20 protein-coding genes and 1 pseudogene are annotated in these 21,807 nt (G+C 68.4%); 10 read left to right on the top strand and 11 right to left on the bottom strand.

The annotated features are described in order from the left end of the window. Positions 1-24 precede the first annotated feature (24 nt). The 8 genes from iolD to AB0D34_RS34955 all read right to left on the bottom strand — a co-directional run bounded on the left by iolD (position 25) and on the right by AB0D34_RS34955 (position 8,728). Positions 25-1,908, bottom strand: a complete 1,884-nt coding sequence (gene iolD / locus AB0D34_RS34990) for a 3D-(3,5/4)-trihydroxycyclohexane-1,2-dione acylhydrolase (decyclizing) (protein WP_362669103.1) — start codon at positions 1,906-1,908, stop codon at positions 25-27. Then, positions 1,908-2,789: a 5-deoxy-glucuronate isomerase gene (iolB, locus tag AB0D34_RS34985; RefSeq protein ID WP_362669100.1), complete on the bottom strand. Its 882-nt coding sequence runs from the start codon at positions 2,787-2,789 to the stop codon at positions 1,908-1,910. Before iolB ends, iolD begins: the two co-directional genes overlap by 1 nt. Then, positions 2,786-3,658, bottom strand: a complete 873-nt coding sequence (locus tag AB0D34_RS34980) for an aldolase (protein WP_362669097.1) — start codon at positions 3,656-3,658, stop codon at positions 2,786-2,788. Before AB0D34_RS34980 ends, iolB begins: the two co-directional genes overlap by 4 nt. A gap of 4 nt (positions 3,659-3,662) precedes the next feature. Beyond that, positions 3,663-4,667 carry a 5-dehydro-2-deoxygluconokinase gene (gene iolC, locus AB0D34_RS34975; protein ID WP_053191773.1) on the bottom strand — a complete coding sequence of 335 codons (1,005 nt, stop codon included), beginning with the start codon at positions 4,665-4,667 and terminating at the stop codon, positions 3,663-3,665. Positions 4,668-4,822: 155 nt separating this feature from the next. Continuing rightward, the gene (locus tag AB0D34_RS34970; protein ID WP_030044655.1) at positions 4,823-5,674 is read right to left on the bottom strand and encodes a sugar phosphate isomerase/epimerase; all 852 of its coding nucleotides are present in this window, start codon (positions 5,672-5,674) and stop codon (positions 4,823-4,825) included. Positions 5,675-5,721: 47 nt separating this feature from the next. Then, positions 5,722-6,621 carry an ATP-binding cassette domain-containing protein gene (locus AB0D34_RS34965; protein ID WP_362669093.1) on the bottom strand — a complete coding sequence of 300 codons (900 nt, stop codon included), beginning with the start codon at positions 6,619-6,621 and terminating at the stop codon, positions 5,722-5,724. Between the two features lie 8 nt (positions 6,622-6,629). Beyond that, positions 6,630-7,709, bottom strand: a complete 1,080-nt coding sequence (locus AB0D34_RS34960) for an ABC transporter permease (RefSeq protein ID WP_362669091.1) — start codon at positions 7,707-7,709, stop codon at positions 6,630-6,632. Further along, positions 7,709-8,728, bottom strand: a complete 1,020-nt coding sequence (locus AB0D34_RS34955; RefSeq protein WP_319178229.1) for a sugar ABC transporter substrate-binding protein — start codon at positions 8,726-8,728, stop codon at positions 7,709-7,711. The genes AB0D34_RS34960 and AB0D34_RS34955 overlap by 1 nt, the downstream gene beginning before the upstream one ends. Positions 8,729-9,012: 284 nt before the next feature. Between AB0D34_RS34955 and AB0D34_RS34950 the strand changes: the two genes are divergently transcribed. Continuing rightward, complete coding sequence (locus tag AB0D34_RS34950; RefSeq protein WP_362669089.1) at positions 9,013-10,044, top strand: LacI family DNA-binding transcriptional regulator; 1,032 nt, start codon at positions 9,013-9,015, stop codon at positions 10,042-10,044. Positions 10,045-10,080: 36 nt separating this feature from the next. Here AB0D34_RS34950 and AB0D34_RS34945 read toward each other — a convergent pair whose 3' ends face one another. Beyond that, positions 10,081-10,818, bottom strand: a complete 738-nt coding sequence (locus AB0D34_RS34945) for a hypothetical protein (protein ID WP_362669086.1) — start codon at positions 10,816-10,818, stop codon at positions 10,081-10,083. A 265-nt stretch (positions 10,819-11,083) separates the two neighbouring features. On the opposite strand from AB0D34_RS34945, the gene AB0D34_RS34940 reads away from it, so the two are divergent. The 4 genes from AB0D34_RS34940 to AB0D34_RS34925 all read left to right on the top strand — a co-directional run bounded on the left by AB0D34_RS34940 (position 11,084) and on the right by AB0D34_RS34925 (position 15,570). After that, positions 11,084-12,121, top strand: a complete 1,038-nt coding sequence (locus AB0D34_RS34940; protein WP_362669083.1) for a LacI family DNA-binding transcriptional regulator — start codon at positions 11,084-11,086, stop codon at positions 12,119-12,121. Between the two features lie 405 nt (positions 12,122-12,526). Then, positions 12,527-13,618, top strand: a complete 1,092-nt coding sequence (locus AB0D34_RS34935; RefSeq protein ID WP_362669081.1) for a sugar ABC transporter substrate-binding protein — start codon at positions 12,527-12,529, stop codon at positions 13,616-13,618. Positions 13,619-13,714: 96 nt separating this feature from the next. Beyond that, a complete protein-coding gene (locus AB0D34_RS34930; protein WP_030044647.1) occupies positions 13,715-14,776 on the top strand; it encodes an ABC transporter permease in 1,062 nt (353 codons plus the stop codon). A gap of 2 nt (positions 14,777-14,778) precedes the next feature. Beyond that, on the top strand, positions 14,779-15,570 hold the full coding sequence (locus tag AB0D34_RS34925) for an ATP-binding cassette domain-containing protein (protein WP_319178225.1): 792 nt from the start codon (positions 14,779-14,781) through the stop codon (positions 15,568-15,570). A gap of 348 nt (positions 15,571-15,918) precedes the next feature. Here AB0D34_RS34925 and AB0D34_RS34920 read toward each other — a convergent pair whose 3' ends face one another. Then, positions 15,919-16,188, bottom strand: a complete 270-nt coding sequence (locus AB0D34_RS34920) for a hypothetical protein (protein WP_362669249.1) — start codon at positions 16,186-16,188, stop codon at positions 15,919-15,921. Here AB0D34_RS34920 and AB0D34_RS34915 point away from each other — a divergent pair. Beyond that, positions 16,087-16,920 (top strand): annotated as a pseudogene (locus tag AB0D34_RS34915) (ATP-binding SpoIIE family protein phosphatase); the annotation flags it as partial. The gene AB0D34_RS34920 and the pseudogene AB0D34_RS34915 overlap by 102 nt on opposite strands. A gap of 46 nt (positions 16,921-16,966) precedes the next feature. Here the strand turns inward: AB0D34_RS34915 and AB0D34_RS34910 are convergent. After that, positions 16,967-18,013: an AraC family transcriptional regulator gene (locus tag AB0D34_RS34910; protein WP_362669078.1), complete on the bottom strand. Its 1,047-nt coding sequence runs from the start codon at positions 18,011-18,013 to the stop codon at positions 16,967-16,969. 100 nt (positions 18,014-18,113) lie between these two features. Here AB0D34_RS34910 and AB0D34_RS34905 point away from each other — a divergent pair, with 100 nt between their 5' ends. The 4 genes from AB0D34_RS34905 (at position 18,114) to AB0D34_RS34890 (ending at position 21,367) form a co-directional block, all read left to right on the top strand. Then, positions 18,114-19,067 carry an AraC family transcriptional regulator gene (locus AB0D34_RS34905; RefSeq protein WP_362669076.1) on the top strand — a complete coding sequence of 318 codons (954 nt, stop codon included), beginning with the start codon at positions 18,114-18,116 and terminating at the stop codon, positions 19,065-19,067. A 17-nt stretch (positions 19,068-19,084) separates the two neighbouring features. Continuing rightward, entirely contained in the window at positions 19,085-20,146 is a 1,062-nt protein-coding gene (locus tag AB0D34_RS34900; protein ID WP_362669073.1) for an alpha/beta hydrolase, read from the top strand. A 67-nt stretch (positions 20,147-20,213) separates the two neighbouring features. Next, on the top strand, positions 20,214-20,654 hold the full coding sequence (locus AB0D34_RS34895; RefSeq protein WP_362669069.1) for a tautomerase family protein: 441 nt from the start codon (positions 20,214-20,216) through the stop codon (positions 20,652-20,654). 98 nt (positions 20,655-20,752) lie between these two features. After that, positions 20,753-21,367, top strand: a complete 615-nt coding sequence (locus tag AB0D34_RS34890; RefSeq protein WP_362669067.1) for a hypothetical protein — start codon at positions 20,753-20,755, stop codon at positions 21,365-21,367. Positions 21,368-21,807 lie beyond the last annotated feature (440 nt).

The raw sequence follows: 21,807 nt of genomic DNA, 5'->3' as shown, positions 1-21,807 counted from the left end.
GGGTTTCCTTTGCGGGGACGGGACTTACAGGTAGTGCCGCTGGGCGCGCTTGTTCGCGGCGTAGGTCTCGTACGCCGCCTGGGTGGAGTCGAGGGCGGAGACCTGGCTGACGGGGACGTCCCACCAGCCGTGGCCGGGCGGGTTCGGACCGTACAGGTCGGCCTCGACGTGGACGACCGTGGTGCGCCTGGCGGCCTTGGCCTTCTCCATCGCCGTACGGAACTCGTCCACCGACGTGGCGTGCAGGACGTCGGCGCCGAGCGAGGAGGCGTTGGCGGCGAGGTCGACGGGCAGGATGCCGCCGTCCAAGTGGCCCGAACGGTCGTCGCGGAAGCGGTATTTGGTGCCGAAGCGCTGGGAGCCGAGTGATTCGGACAGGGCGCCGATGGAGGCGAAGCCATGGTTCTGGACGAGGACGATGATGACCTTCAGTCCCTCGGAGATCATGGTGACGATCTCCTGGGCCATCATCAGGTAGGAGCCGTCGCCGACGAGGACGACGACTTCACGCGTCGGGTCGGCCATCTTGGTGCCGACGCCGGCGGCGACTTCGTAGCCCATGCAGGAGTAGGCGTATTCGACGTGGTAGGCCTTGGGGTCGCGGGCCCGCCACAGCTGTTGGAGGTCGCCGGGCATGGACCCGGCGGCGTTGATGACCACGGCCCGGTCGTCCAGGGTGTCGTTGAGGGCGCCCAGGATCTGCGTCTGGGCAGGCAGCTCGCCGGTGTTGCGGTCGGGGGCGAAGCACTCCTCCTCGATCTCCCGTGTGTGGGCGATGAGTTGGCGGGTGCGCTCCCGGTACTCCTCGTCGACCTGCCAGTCCGTGAGTGCGCCGGCGAGTGCCTGGACACCTAGCCGGGCGTCGGCGACCAGTGGCTCCGCCGAGTGCTTGACGGCGTCGAGGCGGGCGACGTTGAGGTTGACGAAGGCGACGTCCGGGTTGCCGAACACGGTGTGGCTGGCGGTGGTGAAGTCGGAGTAGCGGGTGCCGATGCCGAGCACGACATCGGCGTCGCGAGCCAGCTCGTTCGCCGCGTAGGCGCCGGTGGACCCGACACCGCCGACGGCGCAGGGGTGGTCCCAGGGCACCGCGCCCTTGCCCGCGTGGGTGTCGGCGACCGGGATGCCGGTGCCCTCGGCGAAGGCCCGCAGGGCCGTTTCGGCGCCGGAGTACACGGCCCCGCCACCGGCCACGATCAGGGGCTTCTTCGCGTTGCGAAGCAGCGCGGCCGCCCGCTCGACGGCGGCGGGCTCCGGCACCGGCCGGCCGACGTGCCACACCCGCCGCCGGAAGAAGTCCACCGGCCAGTCGTAGGCCTCCGCCTGCACATCCTGCGGCAGGGCCAGAGTGACAGCGCCGGTCTCCACCGGGTCGGTGAGCACCCGCATCGCCGCCAGCGCGGCCGGGATGAGCTGCTCGGGTCGCTGGATGCGGTCGAAGTACTTGGACACGGCGCGGAAGGCGTCGTTGACGGTGACGTCCCCGCCCCGGGTGTCCTCCAATTGCTGGAGTACGGGGTCGGCGGCCCGGGTCGCGAACATGTCCGAGGGGAGCAGAAGGACCGGGATGCGGTTCGTGGTGGCCAGTGCCGCACCCGTGATCATGTTCGTCGAACCGGGACCGGTGGAGGCGGTGCAGGCGAAGGCGGCCAACCGGTCGCGCATCTTGGCGTACGCCACCGACGCGTGGACCATGCCCTGCTCGTTACGGGCCAGATAGTAGGGCAGGTCCGCCTCTTCGGTGACCGCGGCCTGCAGCAGTGCCTGGCCGATGCCGGCGACGTTGCCGTGCCCGAAGATGCCCCACACCCCGGGGATCAGGCGCTGTTCCTGGCCGTCGCGCTCGCTGTACTGGGCGGCGAGGAAGCGGACCACGGCCTGCGCGGTGGTGAGCCGGATCGTTTCCATCAGTGCTTCTCCTCGGCCCCGAACGGCAGCCGGTCATCGATGTCTTGCGTGTCCCAGGTGGCGCGGACCCAGCCGTGGGCGGGGTCGTCGCAGATCAGCCAGGCACGGTCCTGGCCGGGGCCGGCCATGACGTTGAGGTAGTAGAGGTCGTAGCCAGGCGCGGCGATCGAGGGGCCGTGCCAGCCGTGCGGGATCAGCACGGTGTCGCCGGAGCGGATCTCGGCGAGCACCTCGATGGGCCGCTCGGGGGTGCCGTAGACCCGCTGGTAGCCGAAGCCGTCCTCGCCGCCGGAGACCTCGAAGTAGTAGATCTCCTCTAGCTCCGACTCCACGCCCGGACGGGCCTCGTCGTGCTTGTGCGGCGGGTACGAGGACCAGTTGCCGCCGGGTGTGAGCACCTCGCACACGAGCAACTGCTCGGCCTCGAACGTCCCGGGCAGGCAGTAGTTGTTGACCTGGCGCGAGCAGGCGCCCGCGCCTCGCAGTTCGACGGGAACGTCCTCCTTGCGCCCGTACCGAGCCGAGTGACCCCCTTGCTCGGTACGGGCGGAGGGCAGCGCGAACGTTCCACCGGTCGCGCTGCTGATCAAGGCCTCCGACTCGCGGGGGAGATACGCGAAATCGGTGACCGAGGCGAACACGCCTGTCCGGCCCTCGAGCTCGAAAGCCTTGCCGTCCGTGGTGACGGTGCAGGACCCCGTCAGCGGCAGGACCAGGAACTCGGAGTCCTCGGTGGACAGGGCGTGCGCCTCGCCCGGCTTCAGGGTCAGGATCCTGAGGCCGGAGTATCCCCAGCCCGCCGACTCGGGCGTGACCAGGAGGTCGTAGGGGCCGTCGGCCGAAGTCCCCTTGGGCAGGTGGTACTTGCTCGCAGCGGTCACAGCAGGCTCACCGCCTTGTCGACCGCGCCGGCGACGTCGCCGCCCGCGGGATAGAGCAGCGAGCGCCCGACGACCAGCCCCTGCGCGGTGGGGAGCTTGAGGGCCTTGCCCCAGGAGGCGAACGCGGCCTCGGCGTCCTTGACCTCGCCGCCCAGCAACACGGCGGGCAGCGTCGAGGCGGCCAGTACACGCTCCATGTCGGGCACGACGGGCAGCTTCAGCCAGGTGTAGGCGGTACGGCGGCCCAGGCCGGAGGCGATGGTGACCGACTTGATGACGGCGTCGGTGGACAGGTCGTTGCGGATCTTCCCGTCCTGCCAGACCGACAGGAACGGCTCGACCATGGCGATGAGTTGACGGTCATTGAGCTCGTTGACCGCGCGGGCGGTGTTCTCCAGGACCGACGGGGTCGCCCGGTCCTCCAGAGCGATTCGGGTCAGCGTCTTGCCGCCGTCGAAGCCCATCGCCGCGATCGTCTCGGCGTCGTAGCCGGTGAACCGGTCGTCGATCTCGAACACCGAACCGGCCAGCCCGCCCCGGTTCATGGAACCGAAGACGCTCTTGCCGTCGAGGACGCCGAGCAGCAGCAGGTCTTCGAGGATGTCGGCGGTGCCCAGCACACCGGTCACGCCGGGCCGGTCCAGGGCGATGCACAGCCGGTCCAGCAGCTCGGCGCGGTCGGCCATCGCGTTGGGGTCGCCGCCGACGCCGTTGGCGCCGCGGGCGGGGTGGTCGGCGGCGATGATCATGGTCTTGCCGTGCTCGCCGAACAGCGAGGTGGCCTTGATACGGCGGGCGGCGGCGGCCGCGATAGCGCCCGGGTCGCTCACTCGGGCGGCCACGATCCGGCTCACGTTGTCGGACAGCACGTCGTCACGCCTTTCGTTCGGTGGACGCCTCGGCGGAGGCTTCGGTGGCGGCTTCGGCGGAGGCGAGAGAGGCCTCCTGAAGCTTGGCGTCGACTTCGGCCTTGGTCGGCATCGCGTCGGAGCAGGACAGCCTGCCCGCGACGATCGCGCCGGCGGCGTTGGCGAAGGACACCGTGCGTGCGGAGTCCCACCCGGACAGCAGCCCGTGGCACAGCGCCCCGCCGAAGGCATCACCGGCCCCCAGGCCGTTGACGACGTCTACCGGCACCGGCGGGATCTCGGCGGTGGTGCCGTCCCGGTCCATGGCCAGGACCCCCTTCGGGCCCTGCTTCACGACGGCCAGTTCCACACCGGCGGCCAGCAGTGCCTTCGCGGCCGCGTACGGCTCACGCTCGCCGGTGGCGACCTCGCACTCGTCGAGGTTGCCGACCGCGACCGTGGTGTGCCGCAGGGCTTCGGCGTAGTAGGAACGCGCCTCAGCGGGGTCGCTCCAGAACATGGGACGCCAGTCGAGGTCGAAGACTGTCGCCCCGGCCTTGGCCCGGTGAGCCAGCGCGGCCAGCGTGGCCGACCGGCTCGGCTCCTCGCTCAGCCCGGTGCCGGTGAACCAGAAGATCCGCGCGTCCCGCACCGCGTCCAGGTCCAGCTCAGCTGCCTGGATGTCCAGGTCGGGTGCCTTCGGCAGTCGGTAGAAGTACAGCGGGAAGTCGTCCGGCGGGAAGATCTCGCAGAACGTCACCGGCGTCGGCGCGATGTCCGACGTACCGACGTACCGACTGTCCACCCCATATCCGTTCAGGGCCGTCCGTACGAAGTCGCCGAACGGGTCCCGGCCGGTCTTCGTGATCACGGCCGCGGAGCGCCCGTAGCGGGCGGCGGCCACCGCCACGTTCGTCGGACTGCCGCCTAGGTACTTGCCGAACGAGGTGACCTCCGCCAGTCCCACGCCTGTCTGGAGCGGATACACATCCACCCCGACGCGGCCAAGGGTGAGCACTTCGAACGGCATCGTTCTTTCCTTCGTTTCGGAGGAATCAGCAGGTGGAGTGAGGGCTTAAAGCGCTTTAAAAGCGCCTTGTGGAGAACCTTGCCCTCACTTAAATGTCATGTCAATAGGTTGTTACGACGAGAGTTCGCCGACGGGAGGCAGAGCTCTCACGGAGGTCAGCGCGCCAGGTACTCCGCGATCTTTTCGCGCATGAGCACCGAGGACTCCTTGGCCCGTTCCTCCCACGCGAAGACGCAGGCGGTCAGCGTGCCGTCGAACCCGTGGGTGCGCAGCTCGCGGAAGAGCTCGTCGAAGTCGACCTCGCCCTCGCCCATGTCCAGGTGCTGGTGGATACGGGCCGTGGTGCCGGGCGGGTTGAGGATGTAGCGGTTGCCCGAGGAGGCGGTGTGGTCGAAGGCGTCGGCCAGGTGGACGTGGGTGAGCAGATCACCCGCGTACTCGATGATGCCGGGGGCGTCGTTGCCGATGTGGAAGGTGTGCGGGGCGCAGTAGAGGAAGGTGACGTTGGGGTGGTTGATGCCCCTGATCAGATTGATCGCGTCGTAGCCGTTCTCGATGAAGTCGTCCGGGTGCGGCTCCAGGGTGAGCTTGATGCCCTCACGCTCGAAGACCGGCAGCAGCTCGTCCAGGGACTTCCAGAACTGCGCCTCGCTGCGGTCGGGGTCCTCGGGGCGGCCGTTGAACTCCGAGATCATGCTGTCCACGCCGAGGTCGGCGGCGATCTGGATGGAGCGCTTCCAGTACCGTACGGCGGCCTGACGGGCGTCCTCGTCCGGTCCCGACCAGCGGAACAGCGGCAGCAGGGAGGAGATGCCGACGCCCGCCGAGTCCAGCGCCTTACGGAACTTGCGGACCGTTGCGTCGTCCACGCGGGGGTGACGGAAGAAGGGGATGAAGTCCTCGCGGGGGGACAGCTCGATCCACTCGTAGCCCAACTCGGCCACCACGCCTGGCAGTTCGAGCAGCGGGACGTTGCGGATCATGTAGGGGTCGAGGGCGATCTTCATGGGCGTTTGCCTTCGGGTCGGGAGGAAGGGTGGATCATTCGTGGGAGTCAGGCTGACCCGTCCGGTGCGGTCGCCGCGGGGGTGGTCACATTGCCCTCTTCCGGGAGCTCCGCGGTGTCGACACCGCTGACCTGTGCCAACTCGTGCTTGAGTGCGGCGAGTTCGGCGCCACCGGCCATGTGGTTGGTGAGCTCTTCGAGGCTGACCTCGTCGCGGGAGGCGGACAGTTCCAGGGTGCCCAGGCGCAGGACGCTGAAGTGGTCGCCGACCATGTAGGCGTGGTGGGGGTTGTGGGTGATGAAGATGACGCCGAGGCCGCGGTCGCGGGCCATGGCGATGTACTTCAGGACCACGCCGGACTGCTTGACGCCGAGGGCGGCGGTCGGCTCGTCGAGGATGAGGACGCGGGCGCCGAAGTAGACGGCGCGGGCGATCGCGACGCACTGGCGCTGGCCGCCCGACAGTGTCCCGATGGGCTGTTCCAGGTCGTCGAGGACGATGCCCATGTTGCGCAGTTCCTCGTCGGCGGTCTTCTTCATCGTCTCGATGTCGAGGCGACGCAGCGGCCAGGGGCCCTTGGTCATCTCGGAGCCGAGGAAGAAGTTGCGCCACACCGGCATCAGCGGGACGACGGCGAGGTCCTGGTAGACGGTGGCAATACCCGCGTCGAGGGCCTCGCGCGGAGTGGAGAAGTGCACCGGCCGCCCGTCGACGAGGAGCTCGCCCTCGGTGTGCTGGTGCAGCCCGGAGATGATTTTGATCAGGGTGGACTTGCCGGCGCCGTTGTCGCCGAGGACGCAGGTCACCTTGCCGGGGTGGACGGACAGGCTCACGCCGTGCAGGGCGCGGATGTTGCCGTAGGACTTGGCGGTGGCCTTGAGTTCGACGACCGGCTTGCCGTCCTCGGGCACCGTCTCGGCGGGCTGGGTCTCTATGGTGGTTGTCATGGGATGGGTCACCTCCGGGTCGCCGCGCGGCTGACCCACAGATTGATGAGCGTGGCGCCGAGGAGCATCACGCCGAGGAAGGCCTTGAACCAGTCCGGGTTCCAGCCGGCGTAGACGATGCCCTGCTGCACCATGCCGAACATGAAGGCACCGAAGACGGGCCCGATCGCGCTGCCGGAGCCGCCGGTGAGGAGACAGCCGCCGATGACGGCCGCGGCGATGTAGATGAGCTCCTGGCCGACGCCCTCGCCGGACTGGACGGTGTTGAAGGCGAAGAGCTGGTGCATGCCGACGAACCAGGCGCCGAAGCCGACCAGCATGAACAGGGAGATCTTCGTGAAGGTCACCGGGACACCGACGGCCCGGGCGGAGTCCTTGTTGCCGCCGACCGCGAAGATCCAGTTGCCGTACTTGGTACGGAGCAGCACCCAGGTGGCCAGTGCGGCGAAGGCCAGCCACCACACGACGGTGATCTTGACCTGGACGCCGCCGACGTCGAAGGACGAGGAGAACCGTGCCTTCGCCTGGCTGAAGCCGTCCATGTCGCTGATGTCGTCGGTCGCCACATTGCCGGTGATCAGCTTGGTGACGGCCAGATTGACACCCTGGAGGATCAGGAACGTGCCCAGCGTGACGAGGAAGGAGGGCAGGCCGGTCCTCATCAGCAGCCAGCCGTTGAGGAACCCGATGCCCAGCGACACGACGAGCGCGACGATCACGCCCACCCAGACGTTCATGCTCAGCTGGTAGGCGACCATGCTGGCGGTGAGCGCCGAGGCGATCACGCCTACACCGGCCGAGAGGTCGAACTCGCCGCCGATCATCAGCAGCGCGACCGGCAGCGCCATGATCCCGATGGTGGACGACTGGTAGAGGATGTTCGCCATCGAGCCGCCGTCGCGCACCGGCGGGGCGGATATCAGGAAGAACACCCATACCGCGACGGCGCCGAGGAAGACACCGATCTCGGGTCGGGCCAACAGCCGTATGGCAAGGGGGCGTTCGATGGTCCGCCCGTCCTTCTCCGTGCCGGGGCCGGGGGCCGGCGGTGTAGTCACCGCCGGCGCAGCCTGCTGGGTCGTGCTCATCACCGGGTGCCCTTCGCGGCGAACGCGGCCACGGTGTCGACGTTGGCCTTGTCGACGAACGCCGGGCCCGTCAGGATCGGCGCCTCGCCGCCGCCGCTGTAGTTGCCGTTGTTCTTGTAGAGCCACAGCGAGTCGACGGACAGGTAGCCCTGGAGGTAGGGCTGCTGGTCGACCGCGAACTCGATGGAGCCGCCCTTGATGGCGGAGATGAGCTCCTTGTTGAGGTCGAAGGTGGCGATCTTCGCCTTGCTGCCCGTCTCGTCGACCGACTGCGCGGCGGTCAGTGCGATCGGGGCGGCGAGCGTGACCACCTCGTCGATGGAGGAGTCCTGCTTGAGCTTGGCGGTGATCGTCGACTTCACCGACGGCATGTCGGCGCCGTTGACGTAGAGCTTGGTGGTCTTGCCCTTGAAGTTCTTCTCCACGCCGGCACAGCGCTGTTCGAGGTTGACCGCACCCTGGACCTGCACCACGCACAGGGCGTGCTGGGCGCCGGTGGAGTTGAGCTTGGTGCCGAGTGCCTGGCCGGAGACGGCCTCGTCCTGGCCGAAGAAGGAGAGCAGGCCCTGCTCCTTCCAGTCGGACATGCCGGCGTTGAGGCCGACGACGGGGATACCCGCCTTGACGGCCTTGGCGACGACTTCCTTCATGGCGTCCGGCTTGGCGAGGGTGACCGCGATGCCGTCGACCTTCTGGTCGATGGCGTTCTGGACCAGGGCAGCCTGGTCGGCGGCGCTCTCGTCGTTGGAGTAGATGAGCTTGATGTTGTCCTTGGCCGCGGCGGCCTCGGCGCCCTTGCGGATGGTGTCCCAGAAGGTGTCACCGGAGGGCGCGTGGGTGATCATCGCGACCGTCATACGGGGGGTGTCGGCCTTGCCCGCAGAGATGTCGCCCGCTTCCTCCTCGGCCTTCTTGCCGCCGGAACTGCTGGAACAGCCCGCGAGGATCAAGGTGGCCGCGGCGGCCACGGCCACGGCGGGTGCGATCTTGCGGGAACGGGAACGCGCTGTGCGGTTCATGCGTGCACCTCACTGTGCAGCTGGAAGGGGGTCGGAAAAGCGTCTGGGGGACCGGGATTATGCGCCAGCCACGGGGTGTGCTCCGGGAGTGCGGAGTGTCTGGAGGCGGAGTGTCGCGGGCAGTGGGGGTGGCTGCCGCGCCGAGCGCCCGCGTCGTTGCTCTCGAGCTGGCTTCGTCGGAACAACAGGACAATTTAAAACGCTTTAAGTTCTGGTACTATCAACCTTGTTTCGTGAGCGTGTCAAGGGTGTTGCTCGAGGAGATTTGCCGCGGGGAGGCACAGGTGGACGATGGCGGTACGGCACGTCACCGCAACGGCGCGCACAAACGTCCCAGGTTGGAGGACGTGGCCGCAAGGGTGGGCCTGTCCACGGCCTCGGTGTCACTGGTACTGCGTGGAGTGGCCGGCCCGAGCGAGCGGACCCGCCAGCGGGTCCTCAAGGCGGCCGCCGACCTCGGCTACCAGGTGGACCGCACCGCAAGCACCCTGGCCAGCAGGCGCAGTCGGCTGCTCGGCGTCATGGTCGACATCCACAGCCCCTTCCACGCCGAGCTGGTCGAACATCTGCACACTGCGGCCGAGGAGGTCGGCTACGACCTCGTCCTGTCCACGCTGACCCGCACCCGGGACGAGCAGACCGCCGTGGAGACGCTGCTGGCCTTCCGCAGCGAGGCGCTGATCCTCCTCGGCCCGACCTCGCCCGCGGACGTGCTCGCCGTCCTGGACAACAAGGCGCCCGTCATCACCGTCGGCCGCCGGATCGCCGACGCCGCGCTGGACGTCGTACGGACGGCGGACGACGAAGGTGTGGGGCAGATCGTCGACCACCTGGTCGGACTCGGTCATCGAGAGATCGTCTACGTCGACGGCGGCAAGGGTGTCATCGCCACCGACCGCCGCCGCGGCTACCGCACCGCCATGCGACGCCACGGACTGGGCGACCACATCCGGGTCCTCGCCGGGGACAACACCGAAGCGGCCGGTGAACGCGCTGCCCGCCACCTCCTCGACGGCCCCGAACTCCCCACCGCGGTCGTCGCGTTCAACGACCAGTGCGCCATCGGCGTCCTCGCCGCCTTCACCCGGGCCGGTGTCTCCGTCCCCGGCCGGATCTCCGTGGTCGGCTACGACGACGACACGCTCTCCCGGCTGAGCTGCTTCAACCTCACCACCGTCAGCCAGAGCGCCCGCGAACAGGCCCGGCACGCGGTGACCGCGGCCGTCGAACGCCTCGACCAGGACCGCACCGAACCCCGAGAGGTCGTCCTCACCCCGCGCCTGATCGTGCGCGGCACCACGGGCCAGGCTGTCTGAACCCCGTTCTCCCGCGGCGGCTGAGGTCTCCCACCGTCAACCGGCGTCGCCGACGCGTCGCGGCACCGTCCCTGGTGCTGCCTTCCGGGCCGCCCTGGCACTTGGACGAACATCCATGTTCCAGCCGCGGGCCATGTTGACGTGGGAGGAGAGCAGGGCGGCCTCGCGGTGGTCGTGGGCCGGGACGACCTCGACCCGGGTGCGGTTCGCGTCGAGCTGGTGGACGAGCCCGTGGGTGTCGGCGGCCCATGCCGGGACCGCGTCCGAGTCCTTCAGAAAGGAGGCGGGTGTGCCCGACCCCAGCCAGAACAGGGAACCGGCCAACGCCGGCGCGAGGCCGCCGCGCTGATACCGGGCAGGCCGCTCCACGCTGAGCAGGCCGGCCAGCAGCACGGCGGGAGCGAACAGCAGTGCCAGACGCTCCACGTTCGGCGGAGTTCGCGGTCGGCAGTCTGCCGTCCGATGCCGGTTGCCGACGCGGTTCGAGCCGATGGGGGAGGGGGTGAAGTAGGTGAGGACGACGCCCGCCGCGTACACGGCGTCGCCCAGCCGGACGACCCGCCAGCGACGCGGAGCGCACACCGCCACCGCGACACCCAGCACGACGGGCCACAGCATCCGCCCCGCCGCCATCGGCTGTTCGCCGTCGAACGGAAACAGCAGCGTGGTCGCCCTGACGACCAGGAACGGCGGAACCGTGAGCACGGCGGCCCGCCGCCAGTCGCGGACCTGAGCGTAGGCCGCACCCGCGACGACCAGGAACAGCCCGGCCACCGGGCTGGAATTCTTCGCCGTCGCCCTGCCGTCGACATCAGCCGTCGGCCGAAGTGAGTGCAGGGGGCTGCTGGAGGCAGGGGCTTCGCGAGGTCGCGTCGATGAGGGCGAGGGGCAAGCCCTCATGGGTCTGAAAGCCCAATGCTCCTACGGAATGATCCCACGATGTGATCAGCGAACTGCTTAAAGCGATTTAAACGCTGTTACTATCAACGGCCGCGCAGGGGCATGTCAAGGGTGTTGCCGTAAAGCGACGGGAGACCAAATGGACGACCTCAACCCTGCTGGCCCGGCAGGTGGCGACAGTGCGACTCCGCGTCCCCGGCTGGAGGATGTCGCCGCGCGCGTCGGCCTGTCCACGGCGTCGGTGTCCCTGGTGCTGCGCAACGCGGCCGGCCCCAGCGAGCGCACCCGCCGGCGCGTCCTGAGGGCCGCCGCCGACCTCGGCTACCGCCCCGACCGTACGGCCAGCGCCCTGGCCAGCAGACGCAGCCGGCTGCTCGGTGTCGTGGTCGACATCCACAGTCCCTTCCACGCGGAACTGGTCGAGCACCTGCACACGGCCGCCGAGGAGGTCGGCTACGCCCTCGTCCTGAGCGCCCTGACCCGCACCCGCGCCGAGGGCACGGCTGTCGAGACGCTGCTGGCCTTCCGTTGCGAGGCGCTGATCCTCCTCGGCTCGGTGTCACCCACCCCCGTGCTCGCGGCGCTCGGCCGCCAGGCGCCCGTCATCTCCGTCGGGAGCCGGACGGCCGAGGCCGATCTCGATGTCGTACGGACCGCCGACGACGACGGGGTCGGACAGATCGTCGACCACTTGGCGGGCCTGGGGCACCGGTCCATCGCCTACGTCGAGGGCGGCGTGGGTGTCATCGCCACCGACCGCAGCCGCGGCTACCGGGACGCCATGCGCCGCCACGGGCTCGACGAGCACATCAGGGTGCTGCACGGCGACCGCACCGAGGCGGCGGGCGAGCGGGCCGGTCGCCAGCTCCTGGGCGGAGGGGATCTTCCGACCGCCGTCGTCGCCTACAACGACCAGTGCGCCATCGGTCTGCTCACCGCCCTGCGGCGGGCGGGAGTCGAGGTCCCCGGCGCCGTCTCCGTCGTCGGCTACGACGATGACGCCCTGTCCCGGCTGGCCTGCTTCGACCTGACCACCGTGAGCCAGAACGCCGAGGAGCAGGCGCGGCAGGCGGTGGCCGCGGCCATGGAACGCCTGGAGCGCGGCCGCACCGAGCCTCGAGAGATCGTCCTCGCGCCCACTCTCGTCGTGCGCGGGACGACGGCCCTGGCGCGCTGACCGCCGCAGGGACGCGGGGCGCGCGTGGCCGAGCTGTGTATTTCGGACCGAACCCTTGACACCTTCCCGAAACGCAAGCATGCTCTGCCGCACCGCTTAAAGCGATTTAAAGACATTGCGGAACGAATGGCTCCCCATTGCCGCAAGCGGTTTCCGGGGCACGCCCGGAAAGTTATTCCGGCGTAACAATTCGGGCCGCACAGCAGGCCCGCCGCACGGACGGCCGACGGCACCACCGACCCCGCCCCACCCGTTGCCGAAGGTGCCCCGTCCCCGGGGCGCGGCCCACCTCCCCTGCCCGGCCGCGCCCCGGCACGTCCGTCGTACCGCATCACCACCGCACCGACACTGTCGGCGCCACGCTCCCCACGCCACCTTGGCATCGCACGAAGGAGTACCCAGCACATGGAACGCAAGCAGCCCGGCAGACCGCTCGGTCGCCGCCTCTCCGGAAGAACCATGACAGCGGTGAGCCTGCTCGCACTGACGGCGGCCGCGCTGACCGGATGCGCCAGCGGCAAGGCCACCGGCGGCGACGCGGATCAGGCGACGGCGTCGGCCGGGGGCGGGACGGCGTCCGGCACCAAGAGCAGTGGCAAGAACAACATCTACGTCATCGGCGGAAAGTCCGACGACCCGTTCTGGTCCACCGTCAAGCGCGGTGTCGACGACGCCGCCAAGCTTGTGAAGTCCGGTGGTGGCAGCGTCACTTACCTCGGCCCGCAGAACTACGACAACCTCGGCCCGGACGTCGCCAAGCTGACGCTGACCGCCATCTCGCAGAACCCGTCGGCGATCCTGGTCCCGGACTGGGTGCCCGAGAACCAGGACGCCGCCATCAAGCAGGCCGTGGCCAAGGGCATCCTGGTGCTCACGTACAACGCGGGCGGCACCGAGGCGGCCGAGAACGTCGGCGCCGTGAAGTACGTCGGGTCGGACGACTACGAGGCGGGCAAGGCCGGCGGCGCCAAGTTCGCCGAAGAGGGCGCCAAGAACGTCCTGTGCGTCAACACTGTGCCCGGCTCGGCCAACCAGGAGGCCCGCTGCAAGGGCATCAAGGACGGCGCCGTCAGCAAGGGCTCCTCCTCCAAGCAACTCCCGCTGCCCTCCTCGAACTTCGGCAACCCGTCCGCGGTCACCCAGGCCATCAAGGGCGCGTTGCTGAAGGACTCCAGCATCGACGCCGTGGTCACCATCGGTGTGGCGGACGCGGACAGCGCCGCCTCCGCGATCAAGCAGGCCAAGGTCGGCGACAAGGTGAAGCTCGGCACCTTCGACCTCTCGCAGAGCCAGCTGGACCGGATCAAGGACGGCTCCCAGCTCTTCGCCATCGACCAACAGCCCTACCTCCAGGGCTTCTACGTCGTCTCGATCGCCGACCAGTACCTGTCCTACGGCGTCCTCCCGCCGCAGAACCCGATCCTGACCGGACCGCTGCTGGTCACCAAGGACAACGTCGCCGCGGCGATCGCCGGTACCAAGGCCGGCGTGCGCTGATCCGCCCGCAGGTGCCGGGCCCTGCGCGGGCCCGGCACCACTCCTTGAGTTCCTCCCTCGCACCGCATCCTGATCCACGAAGGTGACACCACTCCGATGACAACCTCAACTCCCGACACGACGGCCGAGAAAGAGACCGCCGCCGCACCCCCGAAGCAGACCGAGAGCCCGCTGGGGCAGCTGCGCCATCGTCCCGAGGTCGGCGCGCTCATCGGAACGATCAGCGTCTTCGTCTTCTTCGCGATCTTCGGCGGCGAGAAGTTCCTCGCGACCGGCGGCGCGGCGAGCTGGCTCAACATCGCCGCGGAACTCGGCATCATCGCCATCCCGGTCGGCCTGCTGATGATCGCCGGCGAACTCGACGTCTCCGTGGGGTCGGTACTGGCCGGCAGTTCCATGACGCTGGCCATCGTCTCCGGGTACTGGGGCGCCCCGATGATCGTCGGCATCCTGTGCGCACTCGGCCTCGGCCTGCTGACCGGCCTGCTCAACGGCATCCTCGTCACCCGCACCAACGTGCACTCCCTGGTCGTCACGCTGGCCACGCTGTCCGGCCTGGCCGGGCTCACCCTCGGCCTGTCCCGGGTCACGACCGGCACCACCAGCGTGCCGGTCAGCCCCGACCCGCTGTCGAAGGCGCTGTTCGGGAAGCTGATCGCCGGGCAGTTCGAGGTCGCGATCTTCTGGTGGCTGGGCCTGGCCGCGGTGGTCACCGTGGTGCTGCAGGGGATGAAGTACGGCAACTGGATCTTCGCCATCGGCGGTGACAAGGAGAGCGCCCGCGCCACCGGCATCCCGGTCAACAGGGTGAAGATCGCCCTGTACATGGCCAGCGGCTTCGGTGCCGCCCTGGTCGGGGTGATCCAGACGATCCTCTACAACGGCGCCCAGGTCGCCAACGGCCAGTCCTTCGTCTTCAACTCCATCATCGCCGTGGTCATCGGCGGTGTGCTGCTCACCGGCGGCTACGGCTCCGTGGTCGGCGTCGTGCTGGGCACCCTGACGTTCGCCATCGTCAACCAGGGCATCTACTACACCGGTTGGAACTCCGACTGGGCCAGCCTGATCCTCGGCATCCTCATCCTCGCCGCGGTCCTGATGAACAACACCTTCCGCCGCCTCGCCCTGTCCTACAAGCCCCGCACGAAGAAGGCCTGATCATGACCGCACCCCTCCTTCGCCTGGACGGCGTCAGCAAGTCCTTCCTCGGCACCAACGCGCTGCAGGACATCTCCCTCGAAGTGCACGCCGGGAAGGTGCTGTGCCTGCTCGGCGACAACGGCGCAGGCAAGTCCACCCTGATCAAGATCCTCGCCGGCTTCCACAAGCCGACCACCGGCACCATCGAGATCAACGGTGCCCCGGTCGTCTTCGACAGTCCCCGGGACGCCAGCTCCCGGGGCATCGCCACCGTCCACCAGTTCGGCGGCACCTTCCCGCTCATGGGCGTCGGCCGCTGCTTCTTCGTCGGCGCTGAACCCACCAAGGGCTTCGGCCCGTTCAGGCTGTTCGACAAGAAGCTGGCCGGTGAGATCGCGGTCCGGGAGATGCAGTCCCTCGGCATCACCCGGGTCACCGACGGCAGCCGCTTGGTGGGCAGCCTGTCCGGCGGTGAGCGCCAGGCCCTCGCCATCGCGCGGGCCGTCTACTTCGGCGCCAACGTCCTCATCCTCGACGAACCCACCGCCGCGCTCGGCGTCAAGGAGGCCGCCCACGTCCTGCGGATCGTCATGCAGGCCCGCGCCAAGGGCGTCGCGGTCATCCTCGTCACCCACAACGTGCGCCACGCGATGATGGTCGGCGATCACTTCGCCGTCCTCATCCGCGGCCAGAAGGCCGACGACTTCCGCAAGGGCGAGCGCACCCGCGAGGAGATCACCGACCTCATGGCCGGCGGCGAGGCCATGGCCGACCTGGAAGCCGAACTGGCCCAGCTCCAGGCCGACGCCTGACCACCCCGGCTGTCCGTGCGCGGGGCGTCGTCACCGTCGAAGTCCGGTGGCGACGCCCCGCCGTCCCCTGACCGAAGCCGATCCACGGCGCCGAGCAGGCCGCCGACGACCTGGACAGCTGTGTACGGGTGCCCGGCGGGTGTGCCGTTGGCGTTCACGGCGCTCGGCACCACAGCGGACAGGACAGCGCGGACGGGCACGAGCGTGCTCGGAGCGGCGCGTGGAGGCCGTGTGCCATGAGGCGACGTGGACGGTATCCGTACAGCTCAGGCCGGGCTTCTCCGGCCATAGCCGCGGCAACGGATGTGCTGCCGTCGCTGGTGCCCGGCCCGACATCTCCTCGTCGGACTACGCGGAGGTGAGGACGTCATCCTCGGCTGTGATGATCTGCAGCGCCTCGGTGATGCGGTCGTGATGGGCGCGGTGGGAGACCACGCAGACGCGCAGGGTACAGGGGCCGTCGACGAGCGTGCCGGAGAGCACGACGCGTCGGTGGATGTTGATCCGCTCCATCCCTGCCTGTACGCGGTCTACGACCCGGTCTCCCGCGTGTGCTCCCTGGCCAGCGCCGGACACGTTCCACCGGCCGTCGTCACTCCCCTGGACTCCGGCGGCCACAGCCCAGCCCTCCGGGCGGTCGGCTTCCCGGAACCGTCGATCGGCCCGCCTCTGGGTCTGGGCGGCCTCCCCTTTGAAACAGGCCAATTCCAACTGCCGGAAGGCAGTCTCCTGGTCCTGTTCACCGACGGCCTCATCCAAAGCCGTGCTCGCGACGTGGACACCGCACTCACGCTGCTGCGCACCGTCCTTGCCCGAGCACCCGCTTCGTTGGAGGCGACCTGCGAGGACCTGCTGTCCGCGCTTCTGCCCGGCCGCCCCACCGATGACATCGCTCTTCTCGTGGCGCGAACCCGAGCGCTTGACGCCAGGCATGTCGCCACTGGCACATCGGATCTCCCCTCCGACCCGGCGCTCGTGGCCGGCGCGCGCACCTACGCATCCGGTCAACTCGTCGCCTGGGGCCTGGAAGAACCTTCCTTCACCACGGAGCTCATGGTCAGCGAACTGGTGACCAACGCCATCCGCTACGGCAAAGCCCCCATACAGCTGCGGATGATCCTCCAATCCACTCTGACGTGCGAAGTCTCCGACGCCAGCAGCACCGCCCCGCACCCGCGCCATGCCCGGGTCTTCGACGAAGGCGGCCGCGGCCTGCTACTGGTCGCCCAGCTCACCGAGCGCTGGGGCGCACGGCACAGCGGTGAGGGCAAGGTCATCTGGGCCGAACAGGCCCTCCCGGGCAGAGGCAGCTCCGAACTCAGACCTGTGACGGCGGACTTGAGACCGTAGAGAGACGAGATCACCCGGGGGCCGGCTCAGGGCTTGCGGAGCACGCTCAGTCGATGAGGGCGGACTGACCTTTCGGCACCAGTCCTTCGCGTCGCAGTCTGGAAGGTGACGTGTCGAACCACCGACGTACCGCACGAGTGAGGCTGGACTGTTCCTGCATCCCCAGGCTGGCCGCGATCTGCGAGAAGGACAGGTCGGTCCTCGTGATCAAGTCCAGGGCCTGACTCCTGCGTACACGATCGACGACGCCGGAGAAGGTCGTGCCCTCCTTGGACAGGGACCGCTGCAGTGAACGCGGGTGGAGACTCAGCAGGCGCGCGACTTTCGACAGGTCCGGACCGCTGGATCCGAGCTGTTCGCTGAGAATCGCTGCGACCAGGTCCGACATCGGCACGTGCTGGTGGCCGAAGTGCGTTTCGAGATGGTCCATCGCGATGTCGTGCAGCAGGTCGTCGCCGCCGCTGACCGGTGTCGAGAACAGGTGGCTCGGGACGCGCAGGACCGCGCTCGGACTGTCGAATCTGACCTCGGCCCCGAAGTACTTCCGGTAGGAACTTTCCTGTACCAGGCGAGCGTGTGGAAGCAGGACCGAACGGAGTCCGTACGGTGCGTCGCCGTGGAGCAGCGTCAGGACTCGGTGGACGATCCCGATGCCGTAGTCGATCGCCTGTGGTGAGGCGTTGATGCCCGTGGTCGTGTAGCGAAGGCCGACCACACCGGGACTTCCCAGCGGATCGTCGGTTTCCTCGAGTGAGAGGGCCGGGCTGTAGACGAACAGGTACCGGCACGCGCACTCGACGGCCTCGCCGATCGTGCGTGAGTTCTCCATGGCGATCGCCAGCGGTCCCAGCACATGCAGATCCTGCTGTGCCGCCATCCTCAACCCGAGGTCCGGAAGGGCGAATCGGCCGGCCGTTTCCTCGAGAACGCGCTCGACCAGGCGAAGACTCACGAACGAGTTGCCGTCGGTGATCCTCGCCTCGTCGAAGCCGTATGCCGCGAGGAGTTCGGGGCCCGAGCCGCCGATGTCGGTGACGAGCGCGGAGAGCCCCTGCAGGGCCGAGCACCGGACAGGAAGATCGGTGTCACGCAAGGACAAATCCTTGTCGCCTCAGGGCAAGTACCGGAATGTTTCAACGAAGCAAACTACACGTCACGACCGAGAGGACAGCTTCTACCGAGCTGGAGCCGAAGTGACTGTCGCCCCATCCATGCTAAGCCCCGCCGACCTGCTGACACCCGAAGAGTTGGACGTCCGCTGGAGGCTCGCCGTCCGCGACCGCCTTGTCTCCATGGACCTGCAGCTCACAGGGCCGGACCAGCGCTTCGGATCTGCCGAGGAGCTGGACCTCGGAGACCTTCTCATCACCGACTGGGTGTGCCCGCAGGTCGAAGGGACCCGAGGCAGAAACGCAGTGCGTCAGGACGATGACGCGCTGCTGCTCCTCGCCGCCAGCGCCGGCCAACAGGTCATCGAGACTTCTGACGAGACCGTCATCCTGCGACCAGGAACGGTTCTCATCATGAGCACCCGCACCACCGGGCGGTTCGTCATCCCGGATCACCTGGCCAAACGAACGGTCCGGGTGCCCATGAGCGCCCTGTCCCCGTTCGACGCGGGGGGCGGCGCACCCGGTTGCCTGCTCCAGGAGACGGCTCAGAACCCTTTGGCCAACCTTCTCCACGGCTTCCTCATGAGCATGGACCGTCACATCGGGCGGATGTCCGCGGCGGAGGTCGAGGGAGCGCGCAACGCCCTCCTCGTCCTCATCGCCGGCATGATCCGTGCGAGTCGACCTCACATCGGCGACGACGAGTTCCTGCATGTGCTCCGACGGCGGCTGGAAGACTGGATCATCGACCATCTCGCGGGTGGACCGGTCAGAGTCGCCGACCTCGCCGCCGCCTACAGCGTTTCTCCGAGGACGGTCCACCGGGCCTTCGCGTCGACCGGAGACACCGTCGGGGCGGTCATCCGCATGCACCGTCTGGCAGCGGCCAGAGGCGACCTGGTGAACACGAACCTCTGCATTGCCGCGATCGCACACCGGTGGGGCTTCTGCGATGCCAGCCACTTCGGACGGGAGTTCCGTCGGGAGTTCTCGCTGTCGCCCGGCGACTACCGGGAAGCCCACGGATGGGCCTGACCGTCTCCTCCTAGGCCGTGGCACACCCGTACCAGCCTGCGGCGCGATCCTTCTATGAGCCCTCACGGGCATTCGTGGATTCTGGGCCCGGCACCACTACTCGCGAGTGTCGGATCACTCCGAGTGAACCTCCATACGACCGACGGACCATCGCAAGCGAATCGGAAGATCCCATGAATCGAGAAGACATCGAGTTCCAGGGCGAGCACGGCGTCACCCTCCGGGGCTGGTTCTATCCGGCCAGGAACACCATCACGCCGGCACCGGTCGTGGTCCTGGCGCACGGGCTGTCATGCGTCAAGGAGATGCACCTCGACGACTATGCCGTGGTCTTCTCCGAAGCCGGCCTCAACGTGCTCGCCTACGATCACCGGAACTTCGGCGACAGTGAGGGAACTCCCCGCCAGGAGGTCGACCCGGTCCTGCAGTACCGGGATTTCCGGAACGCGATCACCTACGCCACCACCCGCCCCGAGGTGGACGCGTCGAAGATCGGCATCTGGGGCTCCAGCTTCTCCGGTGGACACGTCCTCATGGTCGCGGCGATCGACAAGAGGGTGAAGGCCGTCGTCTCCCAGGTGCCGTTCATCACCGGTCCGCGCACTCTGAGCCGGGCGATCCGGCCGGACTTCATACCGGTCTTCCGTGCGATCCAGGAGGGCGACCGACTCAACCGGTTCACCGGCGGAGAGCCCGCTATGCTCCCGGTCGTTGCGGCCGACCCCACGGCGCAGGCCGTGATGCCCGCGGCCGACGCCTACGAGTGGTTCAGCAAGACGTGGGCGGACCGGGCGCCCAACTGGAAGAACGAGCTGACGGCTCGAAGCATGGAAATGGTGACCGAGTACGCCCCGGGTACCTTCATCAGCCGCATCGCGCCGACCCCGCTCCTGATGATCGTGGCCGACAACGACAGGGTGGCACCGTTCGAGTTGGCCCTCGACGCGTACGAAGAGGCCCGGGAGCCGAAGCAGATCATCGTCAAGCAGGGCGGCCACTTCGACTTCTACAGCGGCCCCGGCTTCGACGAGCTCTCCGCAGCCGCACGGGACCACTTCGTCAAGCATCTCCGGGGCTGAGCCCCCCTCCTGAGCCGCATCGACGAGCCGCACCTTCCGTCACCGATCCATCCATCAAGGAGCCGCAATGCCGTACTGGGAGATCTTCACCCCCGAGAACGCCTTCACCCCGCAGGACAAGGAACAACTGTCCCAGAGGATCACATCCCTCTACACGGACTACGCCTATGACCTGCCGAAGTTCTATGTCGTCGTCCTGTTCAAGGACATGCCGGCGAACACCATGTACGTCGGTGGTAAGGCGAACAACAACTTCGTACGGATCCGCGTGGACCACATCGCCCGGCAGATGGACGACCCCGAGCTGCGGTTCCTGTGCATGGAGGTCATCGAGGAGAAGCTGGCGCCGTTCGTGAAGGAGCGCGGCTACGACTGGGAGGTCCACATCGACGAGACCCCCATGGACCTGTGGCGCGTCCAGGGCCTTGTTCCGCCTCCGCCGGAGTCCGACATCGAGAAGCTCTGGGCCAAGGAGAACCGGCCCGTCCCCTACGAGCTGACCGGCTGACCCCCTGACCGAGGTCCCGAGGCACCGTGGGGGTCCTGTCCACCGTGCGGGCCCCGGGACCTCAACCATCTCCGGAGGATCCGTCTGAGGAGCGCATGATGACCACAGCGTGTACCACCCGCGGCGAGGGCACCCGCTACCGCATCGACCGGCCGACCTTCGCGGACATCATGTGCGATCTGCGGATCCCGAGGAGCGATCTGGGAGCCGGGGACAGGATTCCGCACATCGATCTGCCGACAACTGACGCAGGCCGCTTCAGCAGCGAAAGTAACGCCGCGGACGGCCGTCCCGTCCTGCTCGTCTTCGGTTCACTGGCCTGCCCGGTAACCGAGAGCGCGGGGCGGGGGCTGCTCGACCTGCACCACACGTACGGTGACGCGATCCGGTTCGTGGTGGTGAACGTTCCTGAGGCACACCCTGGCGCCGACACTCCGCAGCCACGCATGATCGACGAGAAGATGCGTAACGCGGGCGCTCTCAAGAGCCACCACCGTTTCGGCTTCGAGGTCGCCGTCGACGGCATCGACGGCACGGTGCACCGCGCGTCCGGCACGCGCCCCAGCTCGGCGTACATCATCGACCCCTCAGGCACCATTGTGTTCCGGGCACTTGGTCGAACAGACTGGAGCCGCTCGAGGAGGCGCTGCGTGCCGTCGTCGCAGGCCGAGCACCCTCGCCTACGAATGTGGGGCAGACGACACGCGCACTGACGCGGATGACGGCGTATGCGGATACCGCGCTCTCCGCTGCCGGTCGCGGGGCCCTGCGAGATTTCTGGCGAGCCGCACCACCGGTCGCAGCGATGATCACGCTGTCCGGACTTTTCCGCTCCCTGCCGAGCGAACGGCGCGTCGCGCCGACCGTCGCGATCACTCTGGCATTCTGCGCTGCCGCTGCCGCTGCCGCTGCCGCTGCCGCTGCCGCTGCCGCTGCCGCTGCCGCTGCCGCTGCCGCTGCCGCTGCCGCTGCCGCTGCCGCTGCCGCTGCCTCCGCAGGGTTGCTTGTCCTTCAGTGAGCCGTATCAACCGCTCCAGCAGCCACGGTGGTGCTTCAGAGCAACGTGGCGCTCGCATACCAGCGCTCGGCGCACTCGTTCTATGAGTCGCCGAGCGTGCGTTCATAACGTGACTCCGCCGCCTACGTGCCAGTG

It is taken from the genome of Streptomyces sp. NPDC048420 (assembly GCF_040651535.1).
Taxonomy (GTDB): Bacteria; Actinomycetota; Actinomycetes; order Streptomycetales; family Streptomycetaceae; genus Streptomyces.
This window is presented reverse-complemented; position numbering and strand designations above follow the sequence as displayed.

Coding starts and splice junctions, on each gene's coding strand:
- iolD (WP_362669103.1), bottom strand. CDS start 1,908: ATGGAAACGATCCGGCTCACCACCGCGCAGGCCGTGGTCCGCTTCCTC.
- iolC (WP_053191773.1), bottom strand. CDS start 4,667: ATGCCGTTCGAAGTGCTCACCCTTGGCCGCGTCGGGGTGGATGTGTAT.
- AB0D34_RS34970 (WP_030044655.1), bottom strand. CDS start 5,674: ATGAAGATCGCCCTCGACCCCTACATGATCCGCAACGTCCCGCTGCTC.
- AB0D34_RS34965 (WP_362669093.1), bottom strand. CDS start 6,621: ATGACAACCACCATAGAGACCCAGCCCGCCGAGACGGTGCCCGAGGAC.
- AB0D34_RS34960 (WP_362669091.1), bottom strand. CDS start 7,709: ATGAGCACGACCCAGCAGGCTGCGCCGGCGGTGACTACACCGCCGGCC.
- AB0D34_RS34955 (WP_319178229.1), bottom strand. CDS start 8,728: ATGAACCGCACAGCGCGTTCCCGTTCCCGCAAGATCGCACCCGCCGTG.
- AB0D34_RS34940 (WP_362669083.1), top strand. CDS start 11,084: ATGGACGACCTCAACCCTGCTGGCCCGGCAGGTGGCGACAGTGCGACT.
- AB0D34_RS34935 (WP_362669081.1), top strand. CDS start 12,527: ATGGAACGCAAGCAGCCCGGCAGACCGCTCGGTCGCCGCCTCTCCGGA.
- AB0D34_RS34930 (WP_030044647.1), top strand. CDS start 13,715: ATGACAACCTCAACTCCCGACACGACGGCCGAGAAAGAGACCGCCGCC.
- AB0D34_RS34925 (WP_319178225.1), top strand. CDS start 14,779: ATGACCGCACCCCTCCTTCGCCTGGACGGCGTCAGCAAGTCCTTCCTC.
- AB0D34_RS34895 (WP_362669069.1), top strand. CDS start 20,214: ATGCCGTACTGGGAGATCTTCACCCCCGAGAACGCCTTCACCCCGCAG.
- AB0D34_RS34890 (WP_362669067.1), top strand. CDS start 20,753: ATGACCACAGCGTGTACCACCCGCGGCGAGGGCACCCGCTACCGCATC.